General features: G+C 60.2%; 18 protein-coding genes and 1 pseudogene. 7 read left to right on the forward strand and 12 right to left on the reverse strand.

All coding sequences use genetic code 11. The features are described 5' to 3' along the window. Positions 1-79: 79 nt before the first annotated feature. From AC0IXA_RS06795 to AC0IXA_RS06840, 10 genes are all read right to left on the reverse strand, one after another. Positions 80-2,014, reverse strand: coding sequence for a calcium-binding protein (locus AC0IXA_RS06795; protein ID WP_471812293.1), 1,935 nt, complete (start codon positions 2,012-2,014; stop codon positions 80-82). 154 nt (positions 2,015-2,168) lie between these two features. Then, a complete protein-coding gene (locus AC0IXA_RS06800; protein ID WP_471812295.1) occupies positions 2,169-5,756 on the reverse strand; it encodes a glycosyltransferase in 3,588 nt (1,195 codons plus the stop codon). Positions 5,757-5,865: 109 nt separating this feature from the next. Next, complete coding sequence (locus AC0IXA_RS06805; protein WP_471812297.1) at positions 5,866-7,434, reverse strand: flagellar hook-associated protein 3; 1,569 nt, start codon at positions 7,432-7,434, stop codon at positions 5,866-5,868. Between the two features lie 13 nt (positions 7,435-7,447). Beyond that, on the reverse strand, positions 7,448-9,493 hold the full coding sequence (gene flgK, locus AC0IXA_RS06810) for a flagellar hook-associated protein FlgK (protein WP_133340596.1): 2,046 nt from the start codon (positions 9,491-9,493) through the stop codon (positions 7,448-7,450). 25 nt (positions 9,494-9,518) lie between these two features. Further along, entirely contained in the window at positions 9,519-10,835 is a 1,317-nt protein-coding gene (gene flgJ / locus AC0IXA_RS06815) for a flagellar assembly peptidoglycan hydrolase FlgJ (protein WP_341638766.1), read from the reverse strand. Positions 10,836-10,846: 11 nt separating this feature from the next. Continuing rightward, on the reverse strand, positions 10,847-11,935 hold the full coding sequence (locus tag AC0IXA_RS06820; protein ID WP_024012083.1) for a flagellar basal body P-ring protein FlgI: 1,089 nt from the start codon (positions 11,933-11,935) through the stop codon (positions 10,847-10,849). Positions 11,936-11,962: 27 nt separating this feature from the next. Continuing rightward, complete coding sequence (flgH, locus tag AC0IXA_RS06825) at positions 11,963-12,658, reverse strand: flagellar basal body L-ring protein FlgH (protein WP_016771110.1); 696 nt, start codon at positions 12,656-12,658, stop codon at positions 11,963-11,965. Between the two features lie 51 nt (positions 12,659-12,709). Further along, positions 12,710-13,495, reverse strand: coding sequence for a flagellar basal-body rod protein FlgG (flgG, locus tag AC0IXA_RS06830; protein ID WP_016771111.1), 786 nt, complete (start codon positions 13,493-13,495; stop codon positions 12,710-12,712). Positions 13,496-13,540: 45 nt separating this feature from the next. After that, the gene (locus tag AC0IXA_RS06835) at positions 13,541-14,281 is read right to left on the reverse strand and encodes a flagellar basal body rod protein FlgF (RefSeq protein WP_042607504.1); all 741 of its coding nucleotides are present in this window, start codon (positions 14,279-14,281) and stop codon (positions 13,541-13,543) included. Between the two features lie 343 nt (positions 14,282-14,624). Further along, entirely contained in the window at positions 14,625-16,187 is a 1,563-nt protein-coding gene (locus AC0IXA_RS06840) for a sigma-54-dependent phenylalanine hydroxylase transcriptional regulator PhhR (RefSeq protein ID WP_016771113.1), read from the reverse strand. Positions 16,188-16,580: 393 nt separating this feature from the next. Between AC0IXA_RS06840 and phhA the strand changes: the two genes are divergently transcribed. The 6 genes from phhA to AC0IXA_RS06870 all read left to right on the forward strand — a co-directional run bounded on the left by phhA (position 16,581) and on the right by AC0IXA_RS06870 (position 20,992). Next, positions 16,581-17,372 (forward strand): phenylalanine 4-monooxygenase, encoded by a 792-nt coding sequence (gene phhA, locus AC0IXA_RS06845; protein ID WP_252887493.1) that lies wholly within the window; start codon positions 16,581-16,583, stop codon positions 17,370-17,372. A 115-nt stretch (positions 17,373-17,487) separates the two neighbouring features. Beyond that, positions 17,488-17,844 carry a 4a-hydroxytetrahydrobiopterin dehydratase gene (locus AC0IXA_RS06850; RefSeq protein WP_016771115.1) on the forward strand — a complete coding sequence of 119 codons (357 nt, stop codon included), beginning with the start codon at positions 17,488-17,490 and terminating at the stop codon, positions 17,842-17,844. Then, positions 17,844-19,037 carry an amino acid aminotransferase gene (locus AC0IXA_RS06855; RefSeq protein WP_471812302.1) on the forward strand — a complete coding sequence of 398 codons (1,194 nt, stop codon included), beginning with the start codon at positions 17,844-17,846 and terminating at the stop codon, positions 19,035-19,037. The genes AC0IXA_RS06850 and AC0IXA_RS06855 overlap by 1 nt, the downstream gene beginning before the upstream one ends. Before the next feature lie 270 nt (positions 19,038-19,307). Beyond that, on the forward strand, positions 19,308-19,439 hold the full coding sequence (locus AC0IXA_RS06860) for a hypothetical protein (RefSeq protein WP_016771117.1): 132 nt from the start codon (positions 19,308-19,310) through the stop codon (positions 19,437-19,439). A 70-nt stretch (positions 19,440-19,509) separates the two neighbouring features. After that, entirely contained in the window at positions 19,510-19,692 is a 183-nt protein-coding gene (locus AC0IXA_RS06865; protein ID WP_039761215.1) for a hypothetical protein, read from the forward strand. 112 nt (positions 19,693-19,804) lie between these two features. After that, the gene (locus AC0IXA_RS06870; RefSeq protein ID WP_038861083.1) at positions 19,805-20,992 is read left to right on the forward strand and encodes an MFS transporter; all 1,188 of its coding nucleotides are present in this window, start codon (positions 19,805-19,807) and stop codon (positions 20,990-20,992) included. On the opposite strand, the gene arfB is transcribed toward AC0IXA_RS06870, so the two are convergent. Beyond that, entirely contained in the window at positions 20,989-21,402 is a 414-nt protein-coding gene (gene arfB / locus AC0IXA_RS06875; protein ID WP_016771119.1) for an alternative ribosome rescue aminoacyl-tRNA hydrolase ArfB, read from the reverse strand. The two genes, AC0IXA_RS06870 and arfB, sit on opposite strands and share 4 nt — an antisense overlap. 274 nt (positions 21,403-21,676) lie before the next feature. Here arfB and AC0IXA_RS06880 point away from each other — a divergent pair. Then, positions 21,677-23,100 (forward strand): annotated as a pseudogene (locus tag AC0IXA_RS06880) (IS1182 family transposase). Between the two features lie 130 nt (positions 23,101-23,230). Here the strand turns inward: AC0IXA_RS06880 and AC0IXA_RS06885 are convergent. Then, a complete protein-coding gene (locus tag AC0IXA_RS06885; protein WP_056783743.1) occupies positions 23,231-24,643 on the reverse strand; it encodes an amino acid permease in 1,413 nt (470 codons plus the stop codon). Positions 24,644-25,406: the final 763 nt, after the last annotated feature.

The raw sequence follows: 25,406 nt of genomic DNA on the forward strand, positions 1-25,406 counted from the left end.
AGCCCAAGGGCCGCCAAGGCCAAAAACAAAAAAGGGATGAATCCAAAGACCCATCCCTTACTTCAACGATGCGCAAAAACTACCCGAACAGCGCAAACCCGTCAGCACCCACCGGCAGCTCATACATCTGACCATCGGCCGTCTGAACATGCTCGATGGTCGCAAACCCCGCATACCAGTCCACCAGCCGCACACCGTTGTCCGGCACGCCACTGCTACCATCATTGGCACTGTGCAGATAAACGTCATCGCCAACACGGGTCACGCTCAACTGACTGGCGTCAGCGATCGTGTTCAGAATCAGCGTGTCGTTGGCATCCAGCCCTTCATCCTTGATGGTCACCAAGGCCGACGTGTCCACCACATAGGTATCATCGCCCTGCTCGCCAAACCCGCTGCCGCCCAGGCCCGACAGGCCGGCGCCGCTGAAGATCAACACGTCGTTGCCCTGCCCACCATAGGCCACGCCTCGCCCGAGGGTAATGTTGTCATTGCCTTCATCGCCACTGACCCAGGTAAACAGACCATCGCGCGCAGCTATGATGACGTCATCGCCCGAGCCACCGAACAAGGTGTCGGACTGCCCGGCTGCATCGAGACCGGACGCCAGACCGCCGTAGATGTGATCGTTGCCATCGCCACCCTGAATCTGGTCGTCACCACCACCGCCTTCAAGGACGTTGTCGCCCCACTCACCTTCCAGAACATCATTGAACTGGCTGCCGCGCAGGCCTTCGATGTCGATGTAGACGTCATGGAAGGCGATACCGCTCTGCGCGCCCCATTTCAGCGAGGCGCTCAAGCCTTCAGCGCTGTCGTCATAGCTGACGATGTCGAGGCCCGCACCACCTTCAAAGTTATCGGCCCCCGCCCCGCCCAGCAGCACATCATTCCCGGCCCCGGAAACGATCGTGTTGTCGCCGTCATTGCCGTAACCGGTGAAATCGCTGCTGCCGGTATAGGTCAACCGCTCAACGAACGCACTCAGCCTCAACTCGGACAGGCTGGTGTACACATGATCGGTACCACCCATGAAGCTGTCGTCTTCTTCGACAGTCACACCGGTGCTGTTGATCGTATAAACGTCATCACCGATACCGCCAGCCACCTTCACACCACTGGCATTGACGACAAAACGATCGGCGCCTGAGGTACCGATAACCTCTTCCACGTTGAGCAGTGTGTCACCAGCGAGGTTGCTGCCATTGCCGATCACGACATTGGCTACGTCGAAGGCGTAGCGGTAATTCACAGTGTCGTAGCCCTGCGCACCATCGATACTCATCGAGTCCTTGTGACGATAAATCACATCATCGAAGCCCGAGCCCTGAAGCGCCTCGATGCCGGTGAACATATCGCCATAGGCGATGGTCAGGCCGTCGTAGTTGGCGAAGTCTTCGACTCGCACCCCTTCAAGGCTGTCGCTGTAGCTGACGGTGTCGTAACCGTCTCCCCCGAAGAAATGATCGGCACCATCACCACCCCACAGCCAGTCGTTACCGGCACCCGCGATGATCTCGTTGTCGGTGTCGCTGCCGTAAGCCTTGAAATCACCGGTACCCGTGAAGGTCAGCTTCTCGACGAAGCCAGCCATCTTGATGCTGTTGAGGCTGGTGCGCAGTTCGTCATAGCCACCCCAGTCTTCCTCGACGATGGTCACGTCTTCGGCGCTGACGATGTAGACATCGTCACCGCTGCTGCCTTCCAGCGTCACGCCGGCTACCGAACTGGTGAACGTATCGTTGGAAAACGTCCCGACGATCTTCTCAACGGACACCAGCGTATCGAGCTTGCCGTCGGGGCCGGCGACGGTACTTGTACCGTCGGCCAGTTCGACGTTGATTCCAGAGGTTATTGCGTAGTAATTCGCGGTGTCGAAGCCGTCCCCGCCATCAAGCTCATCCGATCCTGTACTTGCCAGCAGGACATCATCCGCCTCCAGTCCATAGAGTTGGTCATTGCTGTCGGTGCCCAGCAGGACATCCGCTTCACTCGTTCCATTCACAATTGTCATTACATCTTCCTTGCGTGGTTGTTGAAACCGGATCTGTCAGTGCGGGCGTTGCCTGTCCGGAGCGCATTCCCTCGCTGATCGACTCAAACAAATCAATGAACCTGTAAAAAAGGCGACCCGAGAGATCGCCTTTCAATGAAGCCTTGCGGGCAATTCAATCCGCCAGCCAGCCATACTCCCAATGGCGCAAGTTATCGCCGCGCAGAACATAGTCTCGCAGCACCACCTCACGCAATTCATCGCCCATGCGATAACTGGCATCCGGGTCAGCCAGATGCATGCGGATCGCTTGCAGCCACTCATCGGTCGTGTTGGTCTTGACCCGCGTGCACGGCAAGTAGCCGCGATAGGCCTCGGTATCGGTGCAGACCACCGGAAAACCGCAGGCGCCATACTCGAGCAGCCGCAGATTGCTCTTGCAGTCGTTGAAGATGTGGAACTCCAGCGGTGCCAGCGCCAGATCGAGGTTCAGGCTGGCCAGTTTTGCCGGATAGACATCCAGCGGGATCACTCCGTGAAACTCATGCATGTACGGCAGCAAATCATCCGGGCACATGCCGAAGAAAACCCAGTCGACTTCGTTGGCCAGTTCGCGCACCACGTCGGCGATCACTGCCAGATCGCCATGGTGACTGGTGCCGCCCCCCCAGCCGACCCGGGGCTTTTTCGAGGTGCGACGCTGGCTGCGCAGGTGTCCCCACAAATCCTGAGCCAACATGTTCGGCACCACGCGTATGTCGTGGTGCATGTCCGACAGCGCGTTGGCCAGTGGCGCGGTTGAAACGACCACGCGATCGCACAGGCCGATCGCTCGGCGCACCATACGCTCCATGTCCGACTTGCCCGGCATGTTACGGATATGTGCATTGCGATGGGGAACGTCGATGACATAGTCGTCGAGTTCGAAAATCCGTCGGGCATTGAAGAACTTCTTCAGCGGCGGAATTTCATCAATGGCATGCTCCGAATAGCGCCCTTGCAGGACGATCACATCGGGGGACTGACGCTCGATATCGATGATCGACGGTAAGCCGTAGCAGACCCGTCCCTCCACCCGGTTGGCCGCTTCCAGCTCGATCATTGGCTGACTCATGCGGTAGTGACCGATGGCAGAAGCATTGATCGGAACCGCGAGCACGTTCGGCAGTTGCGCCTTGGAGAACGCGCTCCAGCCAGTACGCAGGCCCGGTTCAAGGCTGAAGTTGCTGGCGCCAACGCCCTGCAACGTCAGGTTGACGTTATAGGCCGGGTCGCGCGCAACCAGTGGCAGCCAGCGTTGATAGAAGGTGTCCTTCTCCTCGGCGTGCTGCGCTTGCTCTTGCTCCGTCGCCGCGATAACTGGCTGCGTACCCACCGCCAGCACGGCGTGCGGGTTCATCACCACCAGGTAACCGTCGCGGCCAATGCGCAGGCACAGATCCACGACACTGAGCGTTTGCTTGAAATCCTGCTCATCAAGACCGCCGGCCGCTTCGAATACCGATTTGCGAATCATCAGGCAGTCGCCACCGACCGCGCTCAGATCATGCACAGCTTGCAGTCGGTGCATATACCCGTCCGACTGCATCGGCTGGCCGTAGAACGGCAGTCCCGCCGGCCCATTCAGCCCCAGGATGAGACCGGCGTGCAGCACGCCACCGTCCGGGTTGAACAGCTTGGCGCCAACCACCCCGACTTCAGGACGTTGCGCGTGATTGAGCAGTTCGTCGAGCCAGTCGGCCTGAGTAATCACCGCAAAGGCATTGAGCATCAGCATGTACTCACCGCGCGCCTGGCGCGCGGCGAAGTTGTGCACAGCAGCGGCATTGTCCTTTTGCGCATACCGCAGCACGCGAATCCGGTCGCTGCCCAGCTGCGCCATGCCGTCCAGCCACGCCCGCGCTTCGGCGCTTTCGCTGCCGTTATCGACCAGGAGCAATTCGTACTCGGTGTAGGCGGTTTTCTCCAGCAGCGTTTCGACACAGCGCTGCAAGGCGGCAGTCTGGTCCTGAGTGACGATGATTACCGACACCAGAGGGCGCTGCGCGTGACGGTAGTCGACACGATTGAGCAGTCCGTTCTGGCGGATTTCATGAGCAATGCCGAGGCGCTGCAGATGCGCCTCGAGAATTCGCCGACTTTGCTCTACCACGCCAGGCTCGGTGAGCCATTGCGACAGGTCGAATTTCGACTCCAGCAATACCTCGGCGATATGTCCGACAACCTGCAGGCCATCGCTTTCGACCATCCGCCAGAGCATGTCGTGTGGCGCCAGTTCGGCGAACGTTGGCGCAAATCCACCGAGCGCGAGGAAGCGTTCGCGCTGGAATGCCAGCGCTCGGCCGACGTACGGATAACTGCGCATGAGGTCGAGGTTGAAGTCCGGTTTGAACGCCGGTTCCGCCGATTCGCCGTCGCGCACGCTGCCTTCATCACTGTACAGACACGTCAGCGACCGCGAATGCGCGATGCGATCGGCCATCACCAGCAATGCCGGTGCCACCGGGCGATCTCCCGGTTGCAGCAGATAGAACCAGTCGGCGCCTTCGAGTTGCGGCAACAGCGTATTGATCTGCTCCAGACCGTCATCCTGCAACGGCATGTGGAACACGCGATCCTGCAACACTGCTTCGGTACAGGCTACGGACAGTACCAGCACCAGCTCCGGTGGATAGTCCTGTGCAGCGAGCGCTTGCAGGGTGCGCTCGAGACCGTCGCGGCTACCCTGCGCATCGATGACGATCGGCACGATCCTCGGCTGCTGCGGCCAGCCAGCAAGCGTTTCCGGCAACCATTGGCGCTGCGCCTCGGTCAGCACCCGACACGCCAGCCACTGCGCATAGAGCTCGCCGAAACTGAAGCTATCGACACCCACACCCAGTTCCTGGCGGCTTTGCTTGGTACCAAGGGTACGGCTCAGCGGCAGTTCTTCCCAAACGCGAGGCGACTCGTCGGCGCTCGTCAGTCGCACGTAGCGAACCCAGCCCTTTGCGGGCGCCGACTCGCCGCTGCGCACTTTGAGCATTTGCGAAAGCCACTCGCGCTCAACCTCGGCAGCATCCTTCATCGGTTGCTGCGCGCTCAGGCGCTCAGGGTAAAGTCGCTCGGCGCTCAGGACATTGTTCGACGTCACCATGTTGCCGCGCCGCAACAAACACACGTACAAGGCAAAATCCAGGGTCGCGACGAAGCATGCACCTGCTTCAGTCAGAGCGGGCAACAGTTCGGCGACATCGGCACGCCGGAACAACGCACTGCTGAAGCCACCGAGGACGTTGACCGGGAATTTTTCGAAAATGCTCAGCACATCGTCGCCTTTGAGCAAGGCGCTCACGGGTGATAGCGAGCTGTTTTCCAAACGGGCCGGCAGAATGATGTCGTTGGCGTCCCACAGCAGCCGCTGAGCGATCACCAGACTGACTTCTTCGCGCTGTAACTCATGGGCTTGCTGTTCGATGCAGGCCGAATACAGCAGGTCATCGTCACAAAGGAATTTGATGAACTCGCCGCGCGCCTGTTCGAGGCAGGCTTTCAGGTTGCCCACCAGCCCCAGCGTCTGTGGATTGCGAACGTAGCGCACCTGGGCCCCGGTCTGCTCCATGACCAGGCTGACGATGTCCTTGATCTCGTCACCACGACTGTCATCGCACACGACGATGTCGAGATTGCTGTAAGTCTGGCTGACGGCACTGTTCAGCGTGCGCTCGAAAAAGCGCGGATTGAACGCAGGGATGGCAATGCTGACGAGAGGAAGTGAATTCACGGCGGGCTCACAGGCGGTACGAGCCCGCTCGCAAAAACGAGCCCTTGATACCGCAAAAAATCATTAACAGAGGCACAACGTTGGCGGGCGCGCTCGCGCCCGCCAATCATCAGATCTTGTTGAACAGACCCAACTGACTGATCTTGCTGAACGCCAGTTGCGCGGCTTGCAGCATGGTCTGTTGCAGGGTCAGACGGGTCATGACTTCAGCCGGATCGGAATCACGGATCGAACCTTGGGTCGTGCTGTTCGCCGTGGTCAGGCTGTCGTTAGTGATGGCCTGCATGTCCAGGGCCTGGCCGCGCGCACCAATGGTGGTGACTGCGGTGCCGATCTGATTGGCGGCAGCGTCGATGTTGCCGAGGCCCGCCTCCATCGCGCCCTGCAATTTCTGTTTGGCAACCGGATCGCCATCGACTGGCGTATTCAGCGCGGTGATCATCTGGCCCAGGGTGTCGAGCACGTTCTGGGTCTGATGATTGTTCGGCAGGATCGAGAACTGATCGCCAGCGGCCGGCGTGTTGCCCAGCGCGAATGTCACACCGGCAGCAGTCGCGTTACCGCCAGCAACCGTGCCCGAGGAAACCGGCTTGCTGTCGGCGGTCACTGGCGCGGCATACAGATCGAAATCGGTGGCGCTGGTGAACTTGAGCACCGCGCCGCCCTGCGGAAACGCTGCGGTGTAGGCTGCCTGATCGGTGATGGTCGAACCGGTGATGACAGCCGTCGATGTGTTGCCCGGGCTGCGCGTGGTCGTGAACGAATCAGGCGAGGCCGACAGCTGGAAGCTGTGCCCTGCGATAACGGCGTCGGGATTGGTATCGCCAGCCTTCAGGTTGACGTTCAGCTTGAGGTCGACGCCACGGAAGCTGACAGTCTGGTTGGCGCCGCTGCTATTGCTGATCAAGCCATTCTGGCTGGCCTCGGCGGTCACATCGTTGCCCAGCGCATCGGTGATCTTCAGCTGGGTGCTGCTGACGAAATCGATGGTATACGGCTGCCCGGCAGTGAACTTGGCGTCGTAAGTGGCGGCAGTGCCGACGGTGCCGTTGGACAGCACGACACGGCCGTCATCCACGGCTGGAGCAGTCATCTTGGTGTTGGTGCGACCGGTGTTGATGGTCTGCTGGAACGCGTCCCAACCGGTGGTGTTGGTGCCCACGGTCATGCCGTCGCCGATGCCCAGATCGATGGTGGTCTGGTCGCCGTTGTAGCTGAACGTGCCGTCAGAATTCTTCGAGTACGGCGCGGTATCGGTTTTCGAACCGGAGAACAGGTAGTTGCCGTTGGCATCCTTGGCGTTCATCAGGCCCAGCACTTGTTGCTGGATCTCGCCCATCTCCGAGGCGTACGCCTGGCGGTCCTTGTCGGTGATCGTGCCGTTGTTCGCGGCCAGCGCAAGTTCCTTGGCACGGGCCAACGCCGTGGTGATCGAATCCAGCGTGGACTCCTGCACGTTCAACGCACTTTTGGTGGTGTTGACGTTGGTCTTGTACTGATCGAGCATCGCTGCCTGCTGGCCCAATTGCAGCAAGCGCCCGGCACCGATCGGATCATCGGCGGCGGTGTTGATGCGTTGCAGGCTGCTCGCCTCGCTCGCGGTGGCGACAGCCTTGTTGAAGTTACGCTGATAATCCGAAGCTTGCGTTCCGTAATACTGGGCGGTGGAAATGCGCATGAATTACGACTCCTTAAAGGCTGTTGATCAGCGTGGCGAAAGTTTCCTGCGCAGCTTTGATGATCTGCGAAGACGCTGTGTAGTACTGCTGGTACTTGACCAGGTTGCCGGTTTCTTCGTCCAGGTTGACCCCGGAAAGCGAATCGCGGGCACCCTTGGCGTTCTCCAGAATCGCCGTGGTTGCGGCGCTGTCGGACTTGCCTTGGGCGGTCTTGGTACCGACGTTGGTCACCAGGGTGTTGTAGGCGTCGGTCAGGCTGATGCCCTTGCTCGCCGAACCGGTGTCCACGGTCTGTTTGGTTTGCAATGCGACCAGTGCCTGGGCGTTGCGGTTGTCCGAAGACGCCGCGCCGGTCAGGTTCATGGTGAAGGTCTCGCCGGATTTCGGCGTGCCGCCCACGGTGGTCTGCACGGTGAAGGTCTTCTGCACGTTCGGCGTGACCGTAGTGTCCATCACCGGGTTGCCGCTGGCATCGACGATGCCGACTTTCAAATTCAGCGTGTTCGATTGGCCAGGCACGATGGTGCCGGTGCCGATGGTCGCGCCCTTGGCGTCGACCAGATTGTACGACTGGCTGCCGCCGCTGGCTGCGCCGAACACCAGTTTGACCGGCGTCGAATTCTTCAACGCTGCCTGCATGTCAGCCTGGGCGGTCGGGTTGTAGATGTCGATCTTGTCGCTGAGCGTCGGCTGGGTGTAAGTGCCCAGACCGTTGGCGCTGGCGACACCGGTCAGCGGACCTGCCGCAGCGATTTTCTTCGGATCGCTGAGCACGGTCTGAATGCTCGCCGCCGCGTTGCGGGTCGGCGTGATCTTGAACGAGTCACCCGCGCTCAGCGCGCCGCCATTCAAGGCCAGGGTGAAACCGTCGATCACTGGCGGCGGATTGGTCGTGGTGCTGAATGCGCCCAGATCGGTGCCGTCGGAACGCTTGACGGTGTAATCGGTGGCGCTGGTGAAGGTCACCTGATAGTCGCTGGTGGTCAGCTTGCCGGTGTCCTTGATGGTCACATCGAGGTTGCCCGAACCGGCGCTGTTGCCGTCCTTCGCAATGCTGCGCTGACTGATCAGCGCGGCACTGTTGATGTTGTTGAATATCGCCGCGCCGAAGTCACCGTTCTTGTCGATGCCCTGGGCTTGCTGGCTGTTGATCTGATCGGCAATCACCAGAGCGACGCGACCGAGCTCGTTGAGCGACGGGTCGAGGACTTCCTTGCGATAGGTCAGCAGACCGCCGATTTCGCCGCCACTGATCACCGAAGTGATGTCGATGGTGCTCGAACCGCGATCCATCTGGATCGACATGCGCGACGGGTCGGTCTTGCTCGCGACCATGCTCAGGCTGTTGGTGGTGTTGCCGATGACCAGCGGCTGGCCGCTGCCGACATAAATGTCGAAGCTGGTGCCGCGCTCGACGACCTGGGCACCGGTCAGTTCGGAGAGCTGACGCACGGCTTCGTTACGGCTGTCGAGCAGGTCATTCGGCGCCCCGCCACTGGTGGAGATTTCGCCGATCTTCTGGTTGAGATTGGCGATCGCCGTGGCGAGCTTGTTCACCTGGGCGGTCATGTCGCCGAGGCTGCCGTTGATCGTGGTGTTCTGATCGTTGAGCTGCTTGGCCAGGGTATTGAAACGGCTGGTCAGCGCCTGCGCACCGGTCAGCACCGACTGACGCGAAGTGTCATCGGTGGCCGACGTCGATACGCCCTGCATCGAGGTGAAGAATTTCTGCAGCACACCGGTCAGGCCGGTGTTGGTGTCCGACAGCATGGCGTCCAGCGGCGTCGCCTGCTTGAGGAACGCGGCCGATTCGCTGTCCAGCGAAGTCGCGGTGTGCAGCTGCGATTCCAGGTACGAGTTGTACACCCGGCGCACGTCGGCCAGGGTCGTGCCCGTGCCGATGAAAACGCTGCCGTACTGCTGCGAGGACTTGGTGCCCTGCACGGTTTGCTGACGTGAATAACCGGCGGTGTCGACGTTGGCAATGTTGTTGCCTGTCGTAGCCAGAGAGGACTGGCTGGCCGACAGTCCCGACATCCCGATATTGAGCAAACTCATGGTTCAGACCTTATTACCTGGTGCCTTATAAAGGCGTGGTGGAGACACCCGCCGCAGCGTAGTTTTCAAAACTGTTCATCTGCTTGGCAATTTGCGAAATCTTCGTCGCGTAGTTCGGGTCGGTGGCGTAACCGGCCTTCTGCAACTCGCGTACAAACTGTTCTGGGTTATCGGCCGACTTCAGCACTTCTTGATAGCGATTGTTGCTCTGCAGCAACGTCACCAGATCGTGGAAGCTGTCCTTGTACGAGGCGTAGGAACGGAACTCGGCCGTCTCCTTGACCATCGCGCCATTGCGGAACTCGCTGGTGATCGCGCGGGCCGAATCGCCCTTCCAGTTGCTGCTCGCCTTGATGCCGAACAGGTTGTGGCTGCTGCTGCCATCCTGAGCGCGCATGACCGATTTGCCCCAACCGGTTTCCAGTGCCGCTTGCGCCACCAGATAACGCGGATCGACGCCGATGCGGTCGGCGGCTTCCTTGGCCATCGGCAGCATGGTGTTGACGAATTCGTCGGCGGAACTGAAGGCCTTCTTCGCCGGTGCCAGCGGAATCTGCGCCATGGCGCGGCCATAGACCTGCATCTGCCCGCCAGCAGCTTTCTGCTCTTCGGCACGGGCCAGCCAGTCGCCGTTGTACAACGCGCCGGAGCCTGTGACGGCGGTAGTCGTGGCCCGTTGCGGCAAGGCGTTGGTCGCTGCCGCCGCAGTGCTGGCAGTGGCCACGCTCGGCGCCGACGGCACCAGACCAGCGAGCAAGCGATCGGCCAGTTTCGGCGGCAATGCCAGACGCCGCTGGTTGATCAGCGCCATGTCGTTGCGATGGGAAATATCGGTGTTGTTCGGCGCATGCACCGAGCGCGATGCCCACAACGGACGCTCGCCGTTGACGCGGGACAGCGGACCGGTGGCGACGGTGCCGGCGGCAATCGGCGTCGGCACGGCGGCGGCCTTGGCCAGCGCTTCCTGCTGCTTGGCGGCGGACGCGGCCGCAGCCTCGCCCGGCGCCATCGGTTTGTTCTTCGACATCTGGCGGATCAGCACGTCGGCCAGGCCGATACCACCGCCCTCCCGCGACATGGAAACCGCCAGCTGCTGGTCGTACATTTCCTGATACTGCTTGGCCGCCGGCGTGTTCAGCGGGTTGTCCTGACCAAGCGCTTCGGTGGCCGAGCGCATCGACTTGAGCATTTCGCCGAGGAACAGCGACTCGAATTCCTGCGCAACCTTGCGCATGTTTTCGTCGCTGTTCTTGTCGCCGACCTTGAGCTGGTTCAGACGATTGAGGTCGGAGTAGGAACCCGAATCGCTGCTGCTGACCAGACCGCTTTTGCGCATATCCATGGTGGCCGGCCTCAGATCACGATCAGGTCGGCTTGCAATGCGCCGGCCTGCTTCAGAGCTTCGAGAATCGCCATCAGGTCACCCGGTGCCGCGCCGACCTGGTTCACCGCACGGACGATCTCGTCGAGGGTGGTGCCCGGGCCGAACTTGAACATCGGTTTGGCTTCCTGTTCGGCATTCACTCGCGAGCGCGGTACGACAGCGGTCTGGCCGTTGGACAGCGGGCCCGGCTGGCTGACGATCGGGTCTTCGGTGATGGTCACGGTCAGGCTGCCGTGGGTCACGGCGGCTGGCGACACTTTCACGTTCTGGCCGATGACGATGGTGCCGGTACGCGAGTTGATGATGACTTTTGCCACCGCCTGACCCGGATCGATTTCGAGGTTTTCCAGAATCGACAGGTAGTCGACGCGCTGGCTCGGATCCAGTGGCGCAGTGACCCGCACCGATCCGCCGTCGATGGCTTGGGCGACGCCAGGGCCGAGCATGTCGTTGACCTTGTCGACGATACGCTTGGCGGTGGTGAAGTCGGAGCGGTTGAGGTTCAGCGTCAGGCTGTTGCCCTGGTTGAAACCGCTCGGCACCGCACGTTCCACCGACGCACCGCCCGGAATGCGACCGGCCGACGGAACGTTGACGGTAATCTTCGAACCATCGCGGCCTTCAGCGTCGAAACCGCCAACCACGAGGTTGCCCTGAGCGATCGCATAGACGTTGCCGTCGATACCCTTGAGCGGCGTCAGCAGCAAGGTGCCGCCACGCAGGCTCTTGGAGTTACCGATCGAGGACACGGTGATGTCGACCTGCTGACCCGGTTTGGCAAACGCTGGCAGATCGGCGCTCACCGACACCGCCGCGACGTTCTTCAACTGCACGTTGCCCGATCCCGGCGGCACCTTGATGCCGAACTGCGAGAGCATGTTGTTGAAGGTCTGCAGGGTGAACGGGGTCTGCGTCGTCTGGTCACCGGTGCCGTTAAGCCCGACCACCAGGCCGTAACCGATCAACTGGTTGGAGCGTACGCCGGAAATGCTGGCGATGTCTTTCAGCCGCTCGGCGTGTGCGGTGAACGCCGCAGACATCAACAACGCGGCCACCATAAGGCTTTTCAGATTCAACGTAGCCACCTAGAAAGGGAACAGCGGGCTGAGGAAGAAACGGTCGAACCAGCCTGGCTGACTCGTATCGGCAAACGCGCCGGTACCCGAGTAGGTGATGCGCGCATCGGCGACGCGGGTCGACGACACGGTGTTGTCGGTCGCGATGTCATCGGCGCGGACCATGCCGGCGATGCGTACCAATTCGTCACCGGTGTTGAGCGTCAGCCACTTCTCGCCACGCACGGCGATGATGCCGTTGGGCAGCACGTCGGCGACGGTCACGGTGATGGAGCCGGTCAGGCTGTTGCTCTGCCCGGACTTGGCGTCGCCCTTGGTCGAACGGTCGGCGCTGTAGCCGGCGTTGAGGCTCAGGTCACCGCCACCAATCGGGTTGTTGGTGGTCAGGCTGGAGCCGAACAACGAGGTCAGGCCGATCGAGTTATCGCTGTTCTTGTCCATCTGCGAGTTGGCGTTCTTGCTTGCCTGGGTGCGCTCGTTCAGGGTGATGGTGATGATGTCACCGACCCGGAACGCCTTGCGGTCGCTGTACAGGTTCTGCTCGAAGCCGGCCTGATAGATCGAGCCGTTGTTGGCCGCCGCCGGCAACGGTGTGCGCGGCAACACCGGGGCGTAGTAAGGGTCATTGGGCTTGGGCGTCGGGGCGACGCAGCCCGCGAGCGAGACGACCCCACTCAATGCCAGAACAGATACAAAGCGCTTCATGACCCTACCTCACGGTGTTGCTGGCGACCTCAGGCCGCCCCAAAGACTGGATTACAGATTCTGCGTTACGAACGAGAGCATCTGGTCGGCGGTGGAGATCACCTTGGAGTTCATCTCGTAGGCGCGTTGAGTGGTGATCATGTTGACCATCTCTTCAACGGTGCTGACGTTGGAGGTTTCCAGGGTGTTCTGCAGCGTGGTACCGAAACCGTTCAGGCCCGGGGTGCCGATCTGCGGCGCGCCGGAAGCCGCGGTTTCCAGGAACAGGTTGTTGCCCACGGCTTGCAGGCCGGCCGGGTTGATGAAGTCGGCGGTCTGCAGGTTGCCGATCACTTGCGAAGCCGGGTTGCCGGCGATGGTGATCGACACGGTGCCGTCACGGCCGACAGTGAAGGTCTGCGCATCGTTCGGAATGATGATCGCCGGCTCCAGGGCGAAACCGCTGGCGTTGACGATCTGGCCATTGGAGTCGAGGTGGAAAGTACCGTCACGGGTGTAGGACGTGGTGCCGTCCGGCTGCAGGATCTGGAAGAAACCGCGACCGTCGATGGCCATGTCCAGCGGCTGCTCGGTGGTTTGCAGGCTGCCGGCGGTGAAGTTTTTCTGGGTGCCGACAATGCGCACACCGGTACCCACTTGCAGACCCGACGGCAGTTCGCTGTCCTGGGTCGACTGGGCGCCTGGCTGACGCTTGATCTGATACAGCAGGTCCTGGAACTCGGCACGGTCACGTTTGAAACCCGTGGTCGAAACGTTCGCCAGGTTGTTGGAAATGGTGGTCAGGTTGGTGTCCTGGGCGGACAGACCGGTTTTGGCAACCCATAGAGCCGGAAGCATTCGATTCTCCTCGTGCGCCTGTTTTACGGCGCGACGTTCTGATAATTAGCTGATCTGCAAGACCCGAGCCATGGCCTGGTCGTCGTCTTTGGCGGTGTTCATCATCTTGACGTGCAACTCGAACTGCTTGGCCAGGGCCAGCACCGAAGTCATTTCTTCCACGGCATTGACGTTGCTCGACTCGAGGAAACCCGAGACCAGTTTGACGTTGGCGTCGGCTTGCGCCGGCTGGCCGTCCTTGGTGTAAATCGAACCGTCGAGGCCTTTGTTCATGTTCTTGATGTCCGGGTTGACCAGTTTGATCCGGTCGACTTCGGCCATGACGCGGGGGCCTTCGCCCATTGCGCGAATGCTGATGGTGCCGTCTTCGCCGACTTCGACCTGCTGCTCGGGCGGCACGGCGATCGGGCCGCCGTTACCGATCACCGGCATGCCGTTGCCGGCGCGCAATACGCCGAGGGCGTCGATGTTGAGGCTGCCGGTGCGCACGTAGCTTTCGCCGCCGCCGGGGTTTTGCACGGCGATGAAACCGTTGCCGGATACCGCGACGTCGAGTTCACGCCCGGTCTGCACCAGCGAGCCCGGCGTGAAGTCGGTGGCGGGACGTTCGCTCATGGCAAACGCGCGCGCCGGAAAGCTGTCACCGAACACCGGCATCGAACGCGCCTGCTCGAGGTCGCGCTGGAAGCCGTTGGTGGAGATGTTCGCCAGGTTGTTGGCATGCGCCCGCTGCGCCAGTGCGTTCTGGCTGGCGCCGGTCATTGCCACATAAAGGTACTTGTCCACTGTGTTTCCTCTGCATGCCGGACGTTTGCCGCCCACCGCTGTACTGCTCAGCCATAAGCAATTTGCAGACCAACTTTTTATTGGCGGGCGAAGGCCCGGTAAACAGGGGACTTGAGGGGATCGGAGGGGGAATCTGAAATGGGTCGAAGACGAAAAACCGGCGGTGTCATGCCGGTTAGTGGCAATCCTGAGTTCGGCGGGGATGGCGATCCTGTGGCGAGGGGATTTATCCCCGTTCGGCTGCGCAGCAGTCGCCAAGCCTGCAAATGAGGTCGCAGTGAAGGAAAAGCGGGGCCGCTGCGCAGCCCAACGGGGATAAATCCCCTCGCCACAAAGGCTCTACTTAGCTTTCGGAGGTTTTGCCAACCTCATACTCACGCAACTTGTTGGCAATCGTCGTGTGCGAAACACCGAGCCGCTTGCCCAACTGCCGACTGCTGGGATGCTCGGAATACAACCGCTCCAGCACCGCTTTCTCGAAACGCCCGACGATCTCGTCCAGACTTCCGTCGAGGGAGAAATCGCCAAGCGGCTGACGCACGCCGTAATCCGGCAGGCGAATATGTTCGGCCTTGACCGTGCCGCCGTCGCACAGGGAAACCGCCTGGAACAATACGTTCTCCAACTGCCGCACGTTGCCCGGCCAGTGGTAATGGCTGAGGCGATCCATCGCCGCCGGGGCCAGTTTCGGCAGCGGACAGCCGATCTGCCGACTGGCCTGATCGAGAAAGTGTTCAACCAGCGGCGTCAGACCGTCGAGGCATTCGCGCAGTGGCGGGATGTGCAGCGACAGCACGTTCAAGCGGTGATAGAGATCCTGGCGAAACTCGCCGCGCGCGCACAATTCGGACAAATCCACCTGGGTCGCGCAGATCACCCGCACGTCCAGATACACCTCTTCATCACTGCCGACGCGACGGAAGCAACCGTCCTGAAGAAAGCGCAGCAGCTTGACCTGCAAACGCGGGCTCATCTCGCCGACGCCATCGAGAAACAGCGTGCCGCCAGCGGTCAACTCCAACAGGCCAAGCTTGCCCTCAGCGCGAGCGCCTTCGAAAGCGCCGGGGCCGTAGCCGAACAGTTCGGTCTCGGCCATCGACTCCGGCAGTCCGGCGCAGTTGAGCGCCATCAACGGTGACTGTCCGCGCGGGCTGGCGAGGTGACAGGCGCGCGCCAGCAGTTCCTTGCCAGTGCCGGTTTCGCCTTCTATTAATAGCGGCGCATCCAGCGGCGCCATGCGCCGCGCTTCGCGGACCACAGCGGCCATGACTTTCGAGCTTTGAAAGATGCTGTCGAACCCGCGCAGCTCTTGCTTGCGCACATTGTAGATTCGCTCGCCGACCCGATCGGCGCGGTGCAGCGTCAGTACGGCGCCGGCCATGGCCTCGCTGTCGTCGTGTTCCGATTGCAGCGGCGCGATGTCGGCGAGAAAGATGTCGCCCTTGACCTTGACCCGCATGCCGTTGATCCGCGATTTGTTGGCGCGCACCAATTCCGGCAAATCGAAATCCTCGGCGTAGCGCGACAGCGGAATCCCCGGCACCTCATCGACGCGCACGCCGAGCAACTGCGCCGCCGCGCGGTTGGCCGCAACGATCGAGCCGCCCATGTCGATCGACAGCACCGGAAACTCCAGTGCGCCGAGCAGTGCGTTCAATTCCATGTGCCGGCGTTCACTGGGCATCAGCCCGACGCGCTTGACCCCGAACACCCCGCCGATCGCCTCGAACTTGGGGCGCAACGCCTGGAACTGGATGTTGATCAGGTTCGGGCAGTGCAGGTAGATCGCGTTGCCATGCTCACCGCCAACTTCACCGCGGGCAACGTTGATACCGTACGCCACCAGCAGATTGAGAATGTCGCGCAGGATGCCGATGCGGTTCTGGCAGTGGACTTTGATGCGCATAGAAAAAGGCCCGACAGGTTTGAGAAGTAAACACATGTCCTTGTGGGAGCGAGCCTGCTCGCGAAGGCGCCAGCACATCCAGAATCGATGTGTCATACAGACCGCTTTCGCGAGCAGGCTCGCTCCCACAGGGTTTTGTGGCGCGCCCGAGGCAGAGTTTTCTGTCGAGGCACGCAGATAGTTGTCAAGATTATGTGACAGCCTCTGCCCTTTTCAAACCCGCCAATCACCGTAAATGCGCATTACCCGACAAAGCGTAACGATAACTTTACGAAATACGCAGAATTTTCCTACGCACACACCGGTCAACATGCTGCACGCCCTGTCACTCTGGGGTATTCCTTTAGCCATCGCTGGACATAACAAAAACGAATTTCCTAGCAGGAGAGCAGCATGAAGCAGACGCAATACGTGGCTCGCGAGCCCGATGCGCAAGGTTTTATCGACTACCCCGCCGAAGAACATGCGGTGTGGAACACGCTGATCACTCGCCAGTTGAAGGTGATTGAAGGTCGCGCGTGCCAGGAATACCTGGACGGTATCGAAAAACTCGGTCTGCCCCACGACCGCATCCCGCAACTGGCCGAAATCAACAAAGTTCTCGGCGAGACCACTGGCTGGCAGGTCGCCCGGGTGCCAGCGCTGATTCCTTTTCAGACGTTCTTTGAATTGCTCGCCAGCAAGCAATTTCCTGTCGCCACTTTCATTCGCACCCGCGAAGAACTCGACTACCTGCAAGAGCCGGATATCTTTCACGAGATCTTTGGCCATTGCCCACTGCTGACCAATCCGTATTTCGCTGAATTCACCCACACCTACGGCAAGCTCGGTCTGCAAGCGACCAAGGAAGAGCGCGTGTACCTGGCGCGGCTGTACTGGATGACCATCGAATTCGGTCTGGTCGACACCCCGCACGGCAAGCGCATCTACGGTGGCGGGATTCTGTCCTCGCCCAAAGAAACCGTTTACTGCCTGTCGGACGAGCCTGAGCATCAGATTTTCGATCCGCTGGAAGCCATGCGCACGCCGTATCGCATCGACATCCTGCAGCCGCTGTACTTCGTCCTGCCCAATCTCAAGCGCCTGTTCGACGTGGCCCATGAAGACATCATGGCCATGGTTCGCCAAGGCATGCAGCTGGGCTTGCACGCGCCGAAATTTCCGCCGAAACCCAAAGCCGCCTGAACCGCGACTTTTGCTGACAATTGCGTCTGTCCGTCGCCGCCACTTTGCTTTAGCGTGACGGCATTGACGGCCCACGCGCTTTAATAAAAAACATACTCGTTTTCAGGAATACACCATGTCGACTTTGAACCAAGCCCACTGCGAAGCCTGCCGCGCCGATGCGCCACAAGTCAGCGACGAAGAACTGCCGATCCTGATCAAGCAGATCCCTGACTGGAACATCGAAGTACGCGACGGCATCATGCAGCTGGAAAAAGTTTTCCTGTTCAAGAACTTCAAGCACGCGCTGGCGTTCACCAACGCCGTGGGCGAAATCTCCGAGGCCGAAGGTCACCACCCGGGCCTGCTGACCGAGTGGGGCAAAGTCACCGTGACCTGGTGGAGCCACTCGATCAAAGGCCTGCACCGCAACGACTTCATCATGGCCGCGCGCACTGACGAAGTGGCCAAGACTGCAGAAGGACGCAAGTAATGCACTTCGACGCCATCGGCCGGGTCCCCGGCGACCCGATTCTCGGTTTGATGGAGGCCTATGCGCAGGATGCCAATCCGCGCAAGTTCGACCTCGGCGTTGGCGTCTACAAGGATGCCCAGGGCCTGACGCCGATCCCGGAAGCGGTGAAAATCGCTGAAGCGCGACTGGTCGAAAGCCAGGACACCAAGACCTACATCGGTGGCCACGGCAATCCGCTGTTCGGCAAGGTCATCAATGAGCTGGTACTCGGTGCCGACTCGCAACTGATCACCGAACAACGCGCCGGCGCCACCCAGACCCCGGGAGGCACCGGTGCCCTGCGTCTGGCGGCCGACTTCATCGCGCAATGCCTGCCGGGCAAAGGCGTGTGGTTGAGCAACCCGACCTGGCCGATCCACGAAACCATTTTCGCCGCCGCCAAGGTCAAGGTCAGCCACTACCCCTATGTGGGCAATGACAATCGCCTCGACGTCGAAGCAATGCTCGCCGTGCTCAAGGAAGTGCCGAAGGGCGACGTGGTGTTGCTGCATGCGTGCTGCCACAACCCGACCGGTTTCGACCTGAGCCATGACGACTGGAAGCGCGTGCTTGAAGTAGTGCGCAGCCGCGATCTGCTGCCGCTGATCGACTTCGCTTACCAGGGTTTTGGTGATGGTCTGGAGCAGGACGCCTGGTCGACCCGGTTGTTCGCGGCGCAACTGCCAGAGCTGCTGATCACCAGTTCCTGCTCGAAGAACTTCGGTCTGTATCGAGACCGTACCGGTGCGCTGATCGTCTGCGCGACCAGCGCCGACAAGCTCATCGACATCCGCAGCCAACTGGCCAACATCGCCCGCAATCTGTGGTCGACGCCGCCGGATCACGGCGCGGCGGTGGTCGCGACCATCCTCGCCGATCCAGAGCTGAAAGCGCGCTGGGCCGATGAAGTGGAAGCCATGCGTCTGCGGATCGCCCAGCTGCGCAGCGGTCTGGTCGAGGCGCTGGAACCGCATGGTCTACGCGAGCGTTTCGCGCACATCGGCGTGCAACGCGGGATGTTCTCCTACACCGGCCTGTCGCCGGAACAGGTGAAGAACCTGCGCGAGCAGCACAGCGTGTACATGGTCAGCTCGGGCCGGGCCAACGTCGCCGGCATTGACGCCACCCGCCTCGCCTTGCTCGCTGACGCCATCGCCGACGCCTGCAAATAATCCCCCGCCCGACTGATCGTTCCCACGCTCTGCGTGGGAATGCAGCCCGGGACGCTCCGCGTCCCAACAGCGGACGCAGAGCGTCCATTGAGGCATTCCCACGCAGAGCGTGGGAACGATCAGCAAACCCAGCTCTTGCCTCCCCTGCGGCCATCTGTCGCATTAATTTGAATTAAAAGTCTGATTGTCATTTTTCCTGCTGTATCCTGCGCAGGCTTTGTAAAGCGCGGAGCACCTGATCTATCAACAGACTTAGCGAGGAGCGCACCCATGCACGAGATTCCCAATCTCCCCTTCCCAAGCCTGCACGTACCTGAGCAGACGACCCCGCAACACGCCGGTGCTGAAAAGCCCGAGCCGCAAGAAGCCGCTGACAGCCGCAAAGCCGACAGCGAAGAGTAAGACCCGCCGTACAGACCGTGTGGAAAGCGCTAACATGCGCTTTCCACACTGCCTGAAACCCGAGCCCGCCATGACCGATGAATTCTCCGAAAGCCAAGCTGCCGTGCTGATCGGCGCCACCGAGAAAATGATCGAGATCTGGAATCGCCTCTCGCCCGAGAAGCAAGCTGCCCTGCTCGAACGTTTCGGCAGCGAAGAAAACGCCCTCGCCGCCCTCGTCACCACGCAACTGGTCGCCCCGGCGAAATCCTGAAAGCGCCGCCCGGCAAATAGTTTTACTTTTCCCCGCCCCTGAACGGTTCACGCCGGTATCATGAGCAGCCTATCTAATCTGCTGCTCCCGTGGATCGTTACCCATGTCGTCTATACCCGAGCCCCAGCGTCCGCTGACGGTTACGCTGCAAGTAGTCTCCATCGTCCTTTTCACCTTCATCGGTTACCTGAACATCGGCATCCCGCTGGCCGTGCTGCCGGGCTACGTCCACAGTGACCTGGGTTTCGGTGCGGTGATCGCCGGGCTGGTGATCAGCGTGCAATATCTCGCCACCCTGCTCAGCCGCCCGTACGCGGGCAAGATCATCGACAACCAGGGCAGCAAACGCGCAGTGATGATCGGCCTCGCTGGTTGCGGCTTGAGCGGTGTGTTCATGCTGATTTCCGCGTGGACGCCGAACCTGCCGCTGCTGAGCCTGATCAGCCTGCTGATCGGCCGCCTGGTGTTGGGCAGCGCCGAGAGTCTGGTCGGTTCCGGCTCGATTGGCTGGGGCATCGGCAGGGTTGGCGCGGCGAATACAGCGAAAGTGATTTCCTGGAACGGCATCGCCAGTTACGGCGCCCTGGCGATCGGCGCGCCGTTCGGTGTCTGGCTGGTAAGCAGGCTGGGGCTTTGGAGCATGGGCGTGAGCATCATCCTTCTCGCCCTGCTCGGTCTGGCGCTGGCATGGCCGAAGACCGCCGCGCCGATCGTCGCCGGTGAACGCCTGCCGTTCATGCATGTGCTGGGCAAAGTCTTCCCCCACGGCTGCGGGCTCGCGCTGGGCTCGATCGGCTTCGGCACCATCGCCACTTTCATCACCCTGTATTACGCGACCCAGCACTGGGACAACGCCGTGCTGTGCCTGAGCCTGTTCGGCGCCAGTTTCATCGGCGCGCGGCTGCTGTTCGGCAATCTGATCAACCGCCTCGGCGGCTTCCGCGTAGCGATTGCCTGCCTGTCGGTGGAAACGTTGGGTTTGTTGCTGTTGTGGATTGCTCCGGATGCGCATTGGGCACTGGCCGGTGCGGCGCTGAGCGGTTTCGGCTTCTCGCTGGTGTTCCCGGCGCTGGGCGTGGAAGCAGTGAATCTGGTGCCGGCCTCGAGCCGTGGCGCGGCGGTCGGTGCCTATTCACTGTTCATTGATTTGTCGCTGGGGATCACCGGGCCGCTGGCCGGGGCGATCGCAGCAGGATTCGGTTTTGCTTCGATCTTCTTGTTCGCCGCATTTGCAGCGTTGAGCGGCCTTGGCTTGAGTGTCTATCTGTACAAGCACACGGCGAAGTATCGCGAGGTTTAGAAGTCCACCTTGCCGCGCCCGGCCTTGATGCTGCCGCGCTTGGTTTTCGACTCCAGCCGACGCTTCTTCGAACCCAGGGTCGGTTTGGTCGGACGACGTTTCTTTTCCACTTTGGTGGCGCTGAGAATCAGCTCGACCAGCCGCTCCAGCGCATCGGCGCGGTTGGCTTCCTGGGTGCGATATTGCTGCGCCTTGATGATCAGCACGCCGTCGCTGGTGATACGGCTGTCACGCAGCGCCAGCAGGCGCTCCTTGTAGAACTCCGGCAACGAAGAGTTGGGAATGTCGAAGCGCAAGTGCATGGCGCTGGAGACCTTGTTGACATTCTGCCCACCGGCGCCTTGCGCGCGGATGGCGGTCAATTCGATCTCGGCATCGGGCAGATGCACGTTGTTGGAAATCACCAGCATGGAAAAGCGTCCGTAATCAGAGCGTGCAGGATAACCTGATTCACTCAACCTCTGTGGGAGCGAGCCTGCTCGCGAAGGCGGTGTGTCAGTCGATGCAGATGTTTCTGATGGACCGCTTTCGCAAGCAGGCTCGCCCCCACAGCGTTCGGTGTGATGCCAGATTTTTCCATTTCAAAACAGCAAACCCGGCACTTCAGACTGTGTGAAAACCTAGCAATCTGCGCAGCGCTCAAAGAATATGCTCCGTATCGAAAGATACGGAGCATTTTTCGTTATGGCCTACATCCAGGGACAGTCCCGCAGCCAGACCAGCCTGTTTCCGGTCTCGCTGGAAGAGTTGATCCCCGAGGATCACCTCGTTCGCGTTATCGATCTTTACGTCGCCAAGCTGGATCTGGTTCGACTGGGCTTTGATAAAGCACTTCCCAAAAGCACCGGCCGTCCCTCTTACGATCCAGCGGATCAGCTCAAACTCTACCTCTACGGCTATTTCCAGCGGATTCGCTCATCACGACGGCTCGAAGCCGAGTGCCAGCGCAACGTCGAAGTGATGTGGCTGATCAATCGACTCAAGCCTGATTTCAAGACCATCGCCGATTTCCGTAAAGACAACAAAGCCGCTTTTATCGCGACGTGCCGGGCCTTCGTGCAGTTTTGCCGCACAGCGGGGCTGATAACCGGCGAGCTGGTGGCCATTGATGGCAGCAAATTTCAGGCGGTCGCCTCTTCACGGCGTCATATGAATTTGAAGCGGCTCCAACATCAAGAGCAGAAGCTGGAGAAGCGCATCGCCCACTATTTGGCAGAGCTGGACGAGGCAGATAAAACCGAAGCCGGCGAGAAGATTGACCGCAATGCAATCAAGGCGACTTGGCGCAACTTGAAGTCAGGCATTCCAATAACTTGACGTGCCAGGCGCTGATGAAATCCATGGAGCTTGAGCAATTCAATACCCACGAAAGCGACGCGCGAATGCTGCGAACGCACAAAGGGCCTCGGGTCGGGTACAACGTGCAGACAGCCGTGGACGCTGAAAACTGCATGATCGTGCATCATGAAGTGACTCAGGACAGCGATGATCGCAAGCAACTTGAACCGATGGCCAAGGCCGCCAAGGAACAACTTTCGCAGGATGAACTGACGGTCACCGCGGATGCGGGCTATTCCAATGGCAAGCAGTTCCAGGCATGTGAGGATGAGAACATCACGGCTTATGTGCCTGTGGCGCGATCACTCAACTCCTGCGGCAAGGAACAGATATTTTTCGATCGAACAGCATTTGCCTACGATGCGTCGCAAGATCGATATCAATGCCCTGCCGGAAAATGGCTGATCTTTAAGCAGATCAGCAATAAAGGCCGGATCTACCAAGCGAAGGTCAGCGACTGCGCAAGCTGCACGATTAAAGCGAAGTGCACCGACGCCAAACGCCGATACATCTCGCGCCATCTGCACGAACAGGCTTTCGAGCGAATGGAGCAGCGAATGCAGGCGCATCCCGAAATGATGGTCAGCCGACGATCCATCGTCGAACATCCCTTCGGCAACCTTAAACAGTGGTTATTTGGTAACGCTCGCTTCTTGCTGCGACAGCTTGAAGGCGCGAGAGCTGAAATGGCCTTGGCGGTGAACGCCTACAACCTGAAAAGAGCAATTAACGTGTTGGGCGTGCGCCAGATGATGGCGCTGATGGGCTGAAACGCCTTTTTTCGTCTGCTGTGAGCACAAAAGCAAACGCCCCGAACAAGTCGGGGCGTTTGCTGGAACCACCATCAGTGCGTTTTCACACAGTCTGACTTGGCCGGGTTTGCTGTTTCTGCTTGAGCGGTTACTTGGCGATCACTGGCAGCGCCTGCTGGGCACTGCGCTTGTTCTTGATCAGGTAGCAGACCCACATGAACACCACCCACACCGGAATCGCGTACACCGAGATCTGAATCCCCGGGATCAGCAGCATCACGCCGAGGATGAACACCACGAACGCCAGGCAGACGAAGTTGCCGTACGGGTACCACAGCGCCTTGAACAATGGCGTCTGTTTGGTCTGGTTCATGTGCTGGCGGAACTTGAAGTGCGAGTAGCTGATCATTGCCCAGTTGATCACCAGCGTCGCAACCACCAGCGACATCAGCAGTTCCAGCGCGTGCTGCGGGATCAGGTAGTTGAGCAGCACGGCAACCAGCGTCACTGCCGCCGACGCCAGAATAGAACGCACCGGCACGCCGCGCTTGTCGATCTTCGCCAGACCTTTCGGCGCATCGCCCTGCTCGGCCATGCCCAGCAGCATGCGGCTGTTGCAGTAGGTACCGCTGTTGTATACCGACAGCGCAGCGGTCAGCACGACGAAGTTGAGGATGTGCGCGGCGGTGTTGCTGCCGAGCATCGAGAACACTTGTACGAACGGGCTGCCGCTGTAGGAATCGCCGGACGCGTTGAGGGTTTCCAGCAGGCTGTCCCACGGGGTCAGCGACAGCAGGATCACCAGTGCGCCAATGTAGAAAATCAGGATGCGGTAGATCACCTGGTTGATCGCTTTCGGGATCACGGTTTTCGGCTTGTCGGCTTCAGCGGCGGTGAAACCGAGCATTTCCAGACCGCCGAAGGAGAACATGATGATCGCCATGGCCATCACCAGACCGCTCACCCCGTTGGGAAAGAAACCGCCGTGGGACCACAGGTTGCTCACCGAGGCTTGCGGGCCGCCATGGCCGCTGACCAACAGGTAGCTGCCCAGCGCGATCATACCGACAATCGCCACGACCTTGATGATCGCAAACCAGAATTCGGCTTCACCGAAGACTTTGACGTTGGCCAGGTTGATCGCGTTGATCAGCACAAAGAATGCGGCAGCGGAGACCCAGGTCGGGATATCCGGCGCCCAGTAATGGATGTACTTGCCGACCGCTGTCAGCTCGGACATGCCCACCAGAATGTACAGAATCCAGCAGTTCCAGCCCGAGAGGAAACCGGCGAAACCGCCCCAGTATTTGTGCGCGAAATGACTGAAGGAACCGGCCACCGGCTCTTCGACGATCATTTCGCCGAGCTGGCGCATGATCATGAAGGCGATGAAGCCGCAGATGGCGTAGCCGAGGATCATCGACGGCCCGGCGGATTTCAGTACCCCGGCAGAACCGAGGAACAATCCGGTACCGATCGCGCCACCGAGGGCGATCAGTTGAATATGGCGATTTTTCAGGCCGCGTTTAAGCTCGCCTGATTGCGAGGGTTGTCCACTCATGAAAAGGTCTCACGCAAGGTTTGATGATGTTCAGTAGACGTTGCTGCAAGGTTGCGATTTCAGGCAGCCCCGATCAAACCCCAGCGCAGGCACCAGGAGTTCAGCTCATTTACAACGGTCATGCGTCACCTGTTTGTTTTTATCTGTGACGAAATCGAACCCGGCACGCTTGTGGCGCGGCGGAGTGAACAAGGCGGATAGCCTCGAGATTTTTGCGATTACGCAGAGGGTCACAGTTAAAACGCGGCGCATTGTACACCGCCAACCCCCTGCTGCCAGACCCGCCTGATCAGCGTGTCGGTTGCCGGGATTGCACGTGTCCGCCTCGACAGTGCCGAGCGGCTGCAAAATGTGAGTCAGGCCTTTGCAGGCCATCGACGGGGACGAGGAGAAAACCGTCCCACGGGGAGAAGTGGAAATCAGTCGCGGCGTACATTGCGCCTCCTTCTTGTTATTCGCCTGCACGACAGGCATGGGGCGCATCACACCCTGCCTGAAGGCTGGAAACAAGCGCGGCAGAGCCCCTCGTGGGGCACGCTGCGTCGGGTTACGGAAGCTTTTCCTTACAACGGAGGGCGAGACGGGAAATCACCGGGTTGGCGGGCCAATATCGTCAGGTTTTCTTTACAAGGCGTAACGAATATTTTCCGAATCAGAAATTTCCGAAGGACGTCTGCATATTGACGGTAGCTAGCTTGCTATCAATTTCACCGACCTAGTTTTTTGTTTTCAAATAAGAAAATTCATCCCGAAAAACAGAACA

Source organism: Pseudomonas sp. AC083, assembly GCF_979253165.1.

Bases quoted from the DNA above. Each gene is read 5' to 3' on its own strand.
- AC0IXA_RS06820 (WP_024012083.1), bottom strand. From the start codon at position 11,935: ATGGTGGCCGCGTTGTTGATGTCTGCGGCGTTCACCGCACACGCCGAG.
- AC0IXA_RS06855 (WP_471812302.1), top strand. From the start codon at position 17,844: ATGCACTTCGACGCCATCGGCCGGGTCCCCGGCGACCCGATTCTCGGT.
- flgG (WP_016771111.1), bottom strand. From the start codon at position 13,495: ATGCTTCCGGCTCTATGGGTTGCCAAAACCGGTCTGTCCGCCCAGGAC.
- AC0IXA_RS06795 (WP_471812293.1), bottom strand. From the start codon at position 2,014: ATGACAATTGTGAATGGAACGAGTGAAGCGGATGTCCTGCTGGGCACC.
- AC0IXA_RS06885 (WP_056783743.1), bottom strand. From the start codon at position 24,643: ATGAGTGGACAACCCTCGCAATCAGGCGAGCTTAAACGCGGCCTGAAA.
- flgJ (WP_341638766.1), bottom strand. From the start codon at position 10,835: ATGGATATGCGCAAAAGCGGTCTGGTCAGCAGCAGCGATTCGGGTTCC.
- AC0IXA_RS06850 (WP_016771115.1), top strand. From the start codon at position 17,488: ATGTCGACTTTGAACCAAGCCCACTGCGAAGCCTGCCGCGCCGATGCG.
- flgH (WP_016771110.1), bottom strand. From the start codon at position 12,658: ATGAAGCGCTTTGTATCTGTTCTGGCATTGAGTGGGGTCGTCTCGCTC.
- AC0IXA_RS06865 (WP_039761215.1), top strand. From the start codon at position 19,510: ATGACCGATGAATTCTCCGAAAGCCAAGCTGCCGTGCTGATCGGCGCC.
- AC0IXA_RS06860 (WP_016771117.1), top strand. From the start codon at position 19,308: ATGCACGAGATTCCCAATCTCCCCTTCCCAAGCCTGCACGTACCTGAG.
- arfB (WP_016771119.1), bottom strand. From the start codon at position 21,402: ATGCTGGTGATTTCCAACAACGTGCATCTGCCCGATGCCGAGATCGAA.
- AC0IXA_RS06805 (WP_471812297.1), bottom strand. From the start codon at position 7,434: ATGCGCATTTCCACCGCCCAGTATTACGGAACGCAAGCTTCGGATTAT.
- flgK (WP_133340596.1), bottom strand. From the start codon at position 9,493: ATGAGTTTGCTCAATATCGGGATGTCGGGACTGTCGGCCAGCCAGTCC.
- phhA (WP_252887493.1), top strand. From the start codon at position 16,581: ATGAAGCAGACGCAATACGTGGCTCGCGAGCCCGATGCGCAAGGTTTT.
- AC0IXA_RS06840 (WP_016771113.1), bottom strand. From the start codon at position 16,187: ATGCGCATCAAAGTCCACTGCCAGAACCGCATCGGCATCCTGCGCGAC.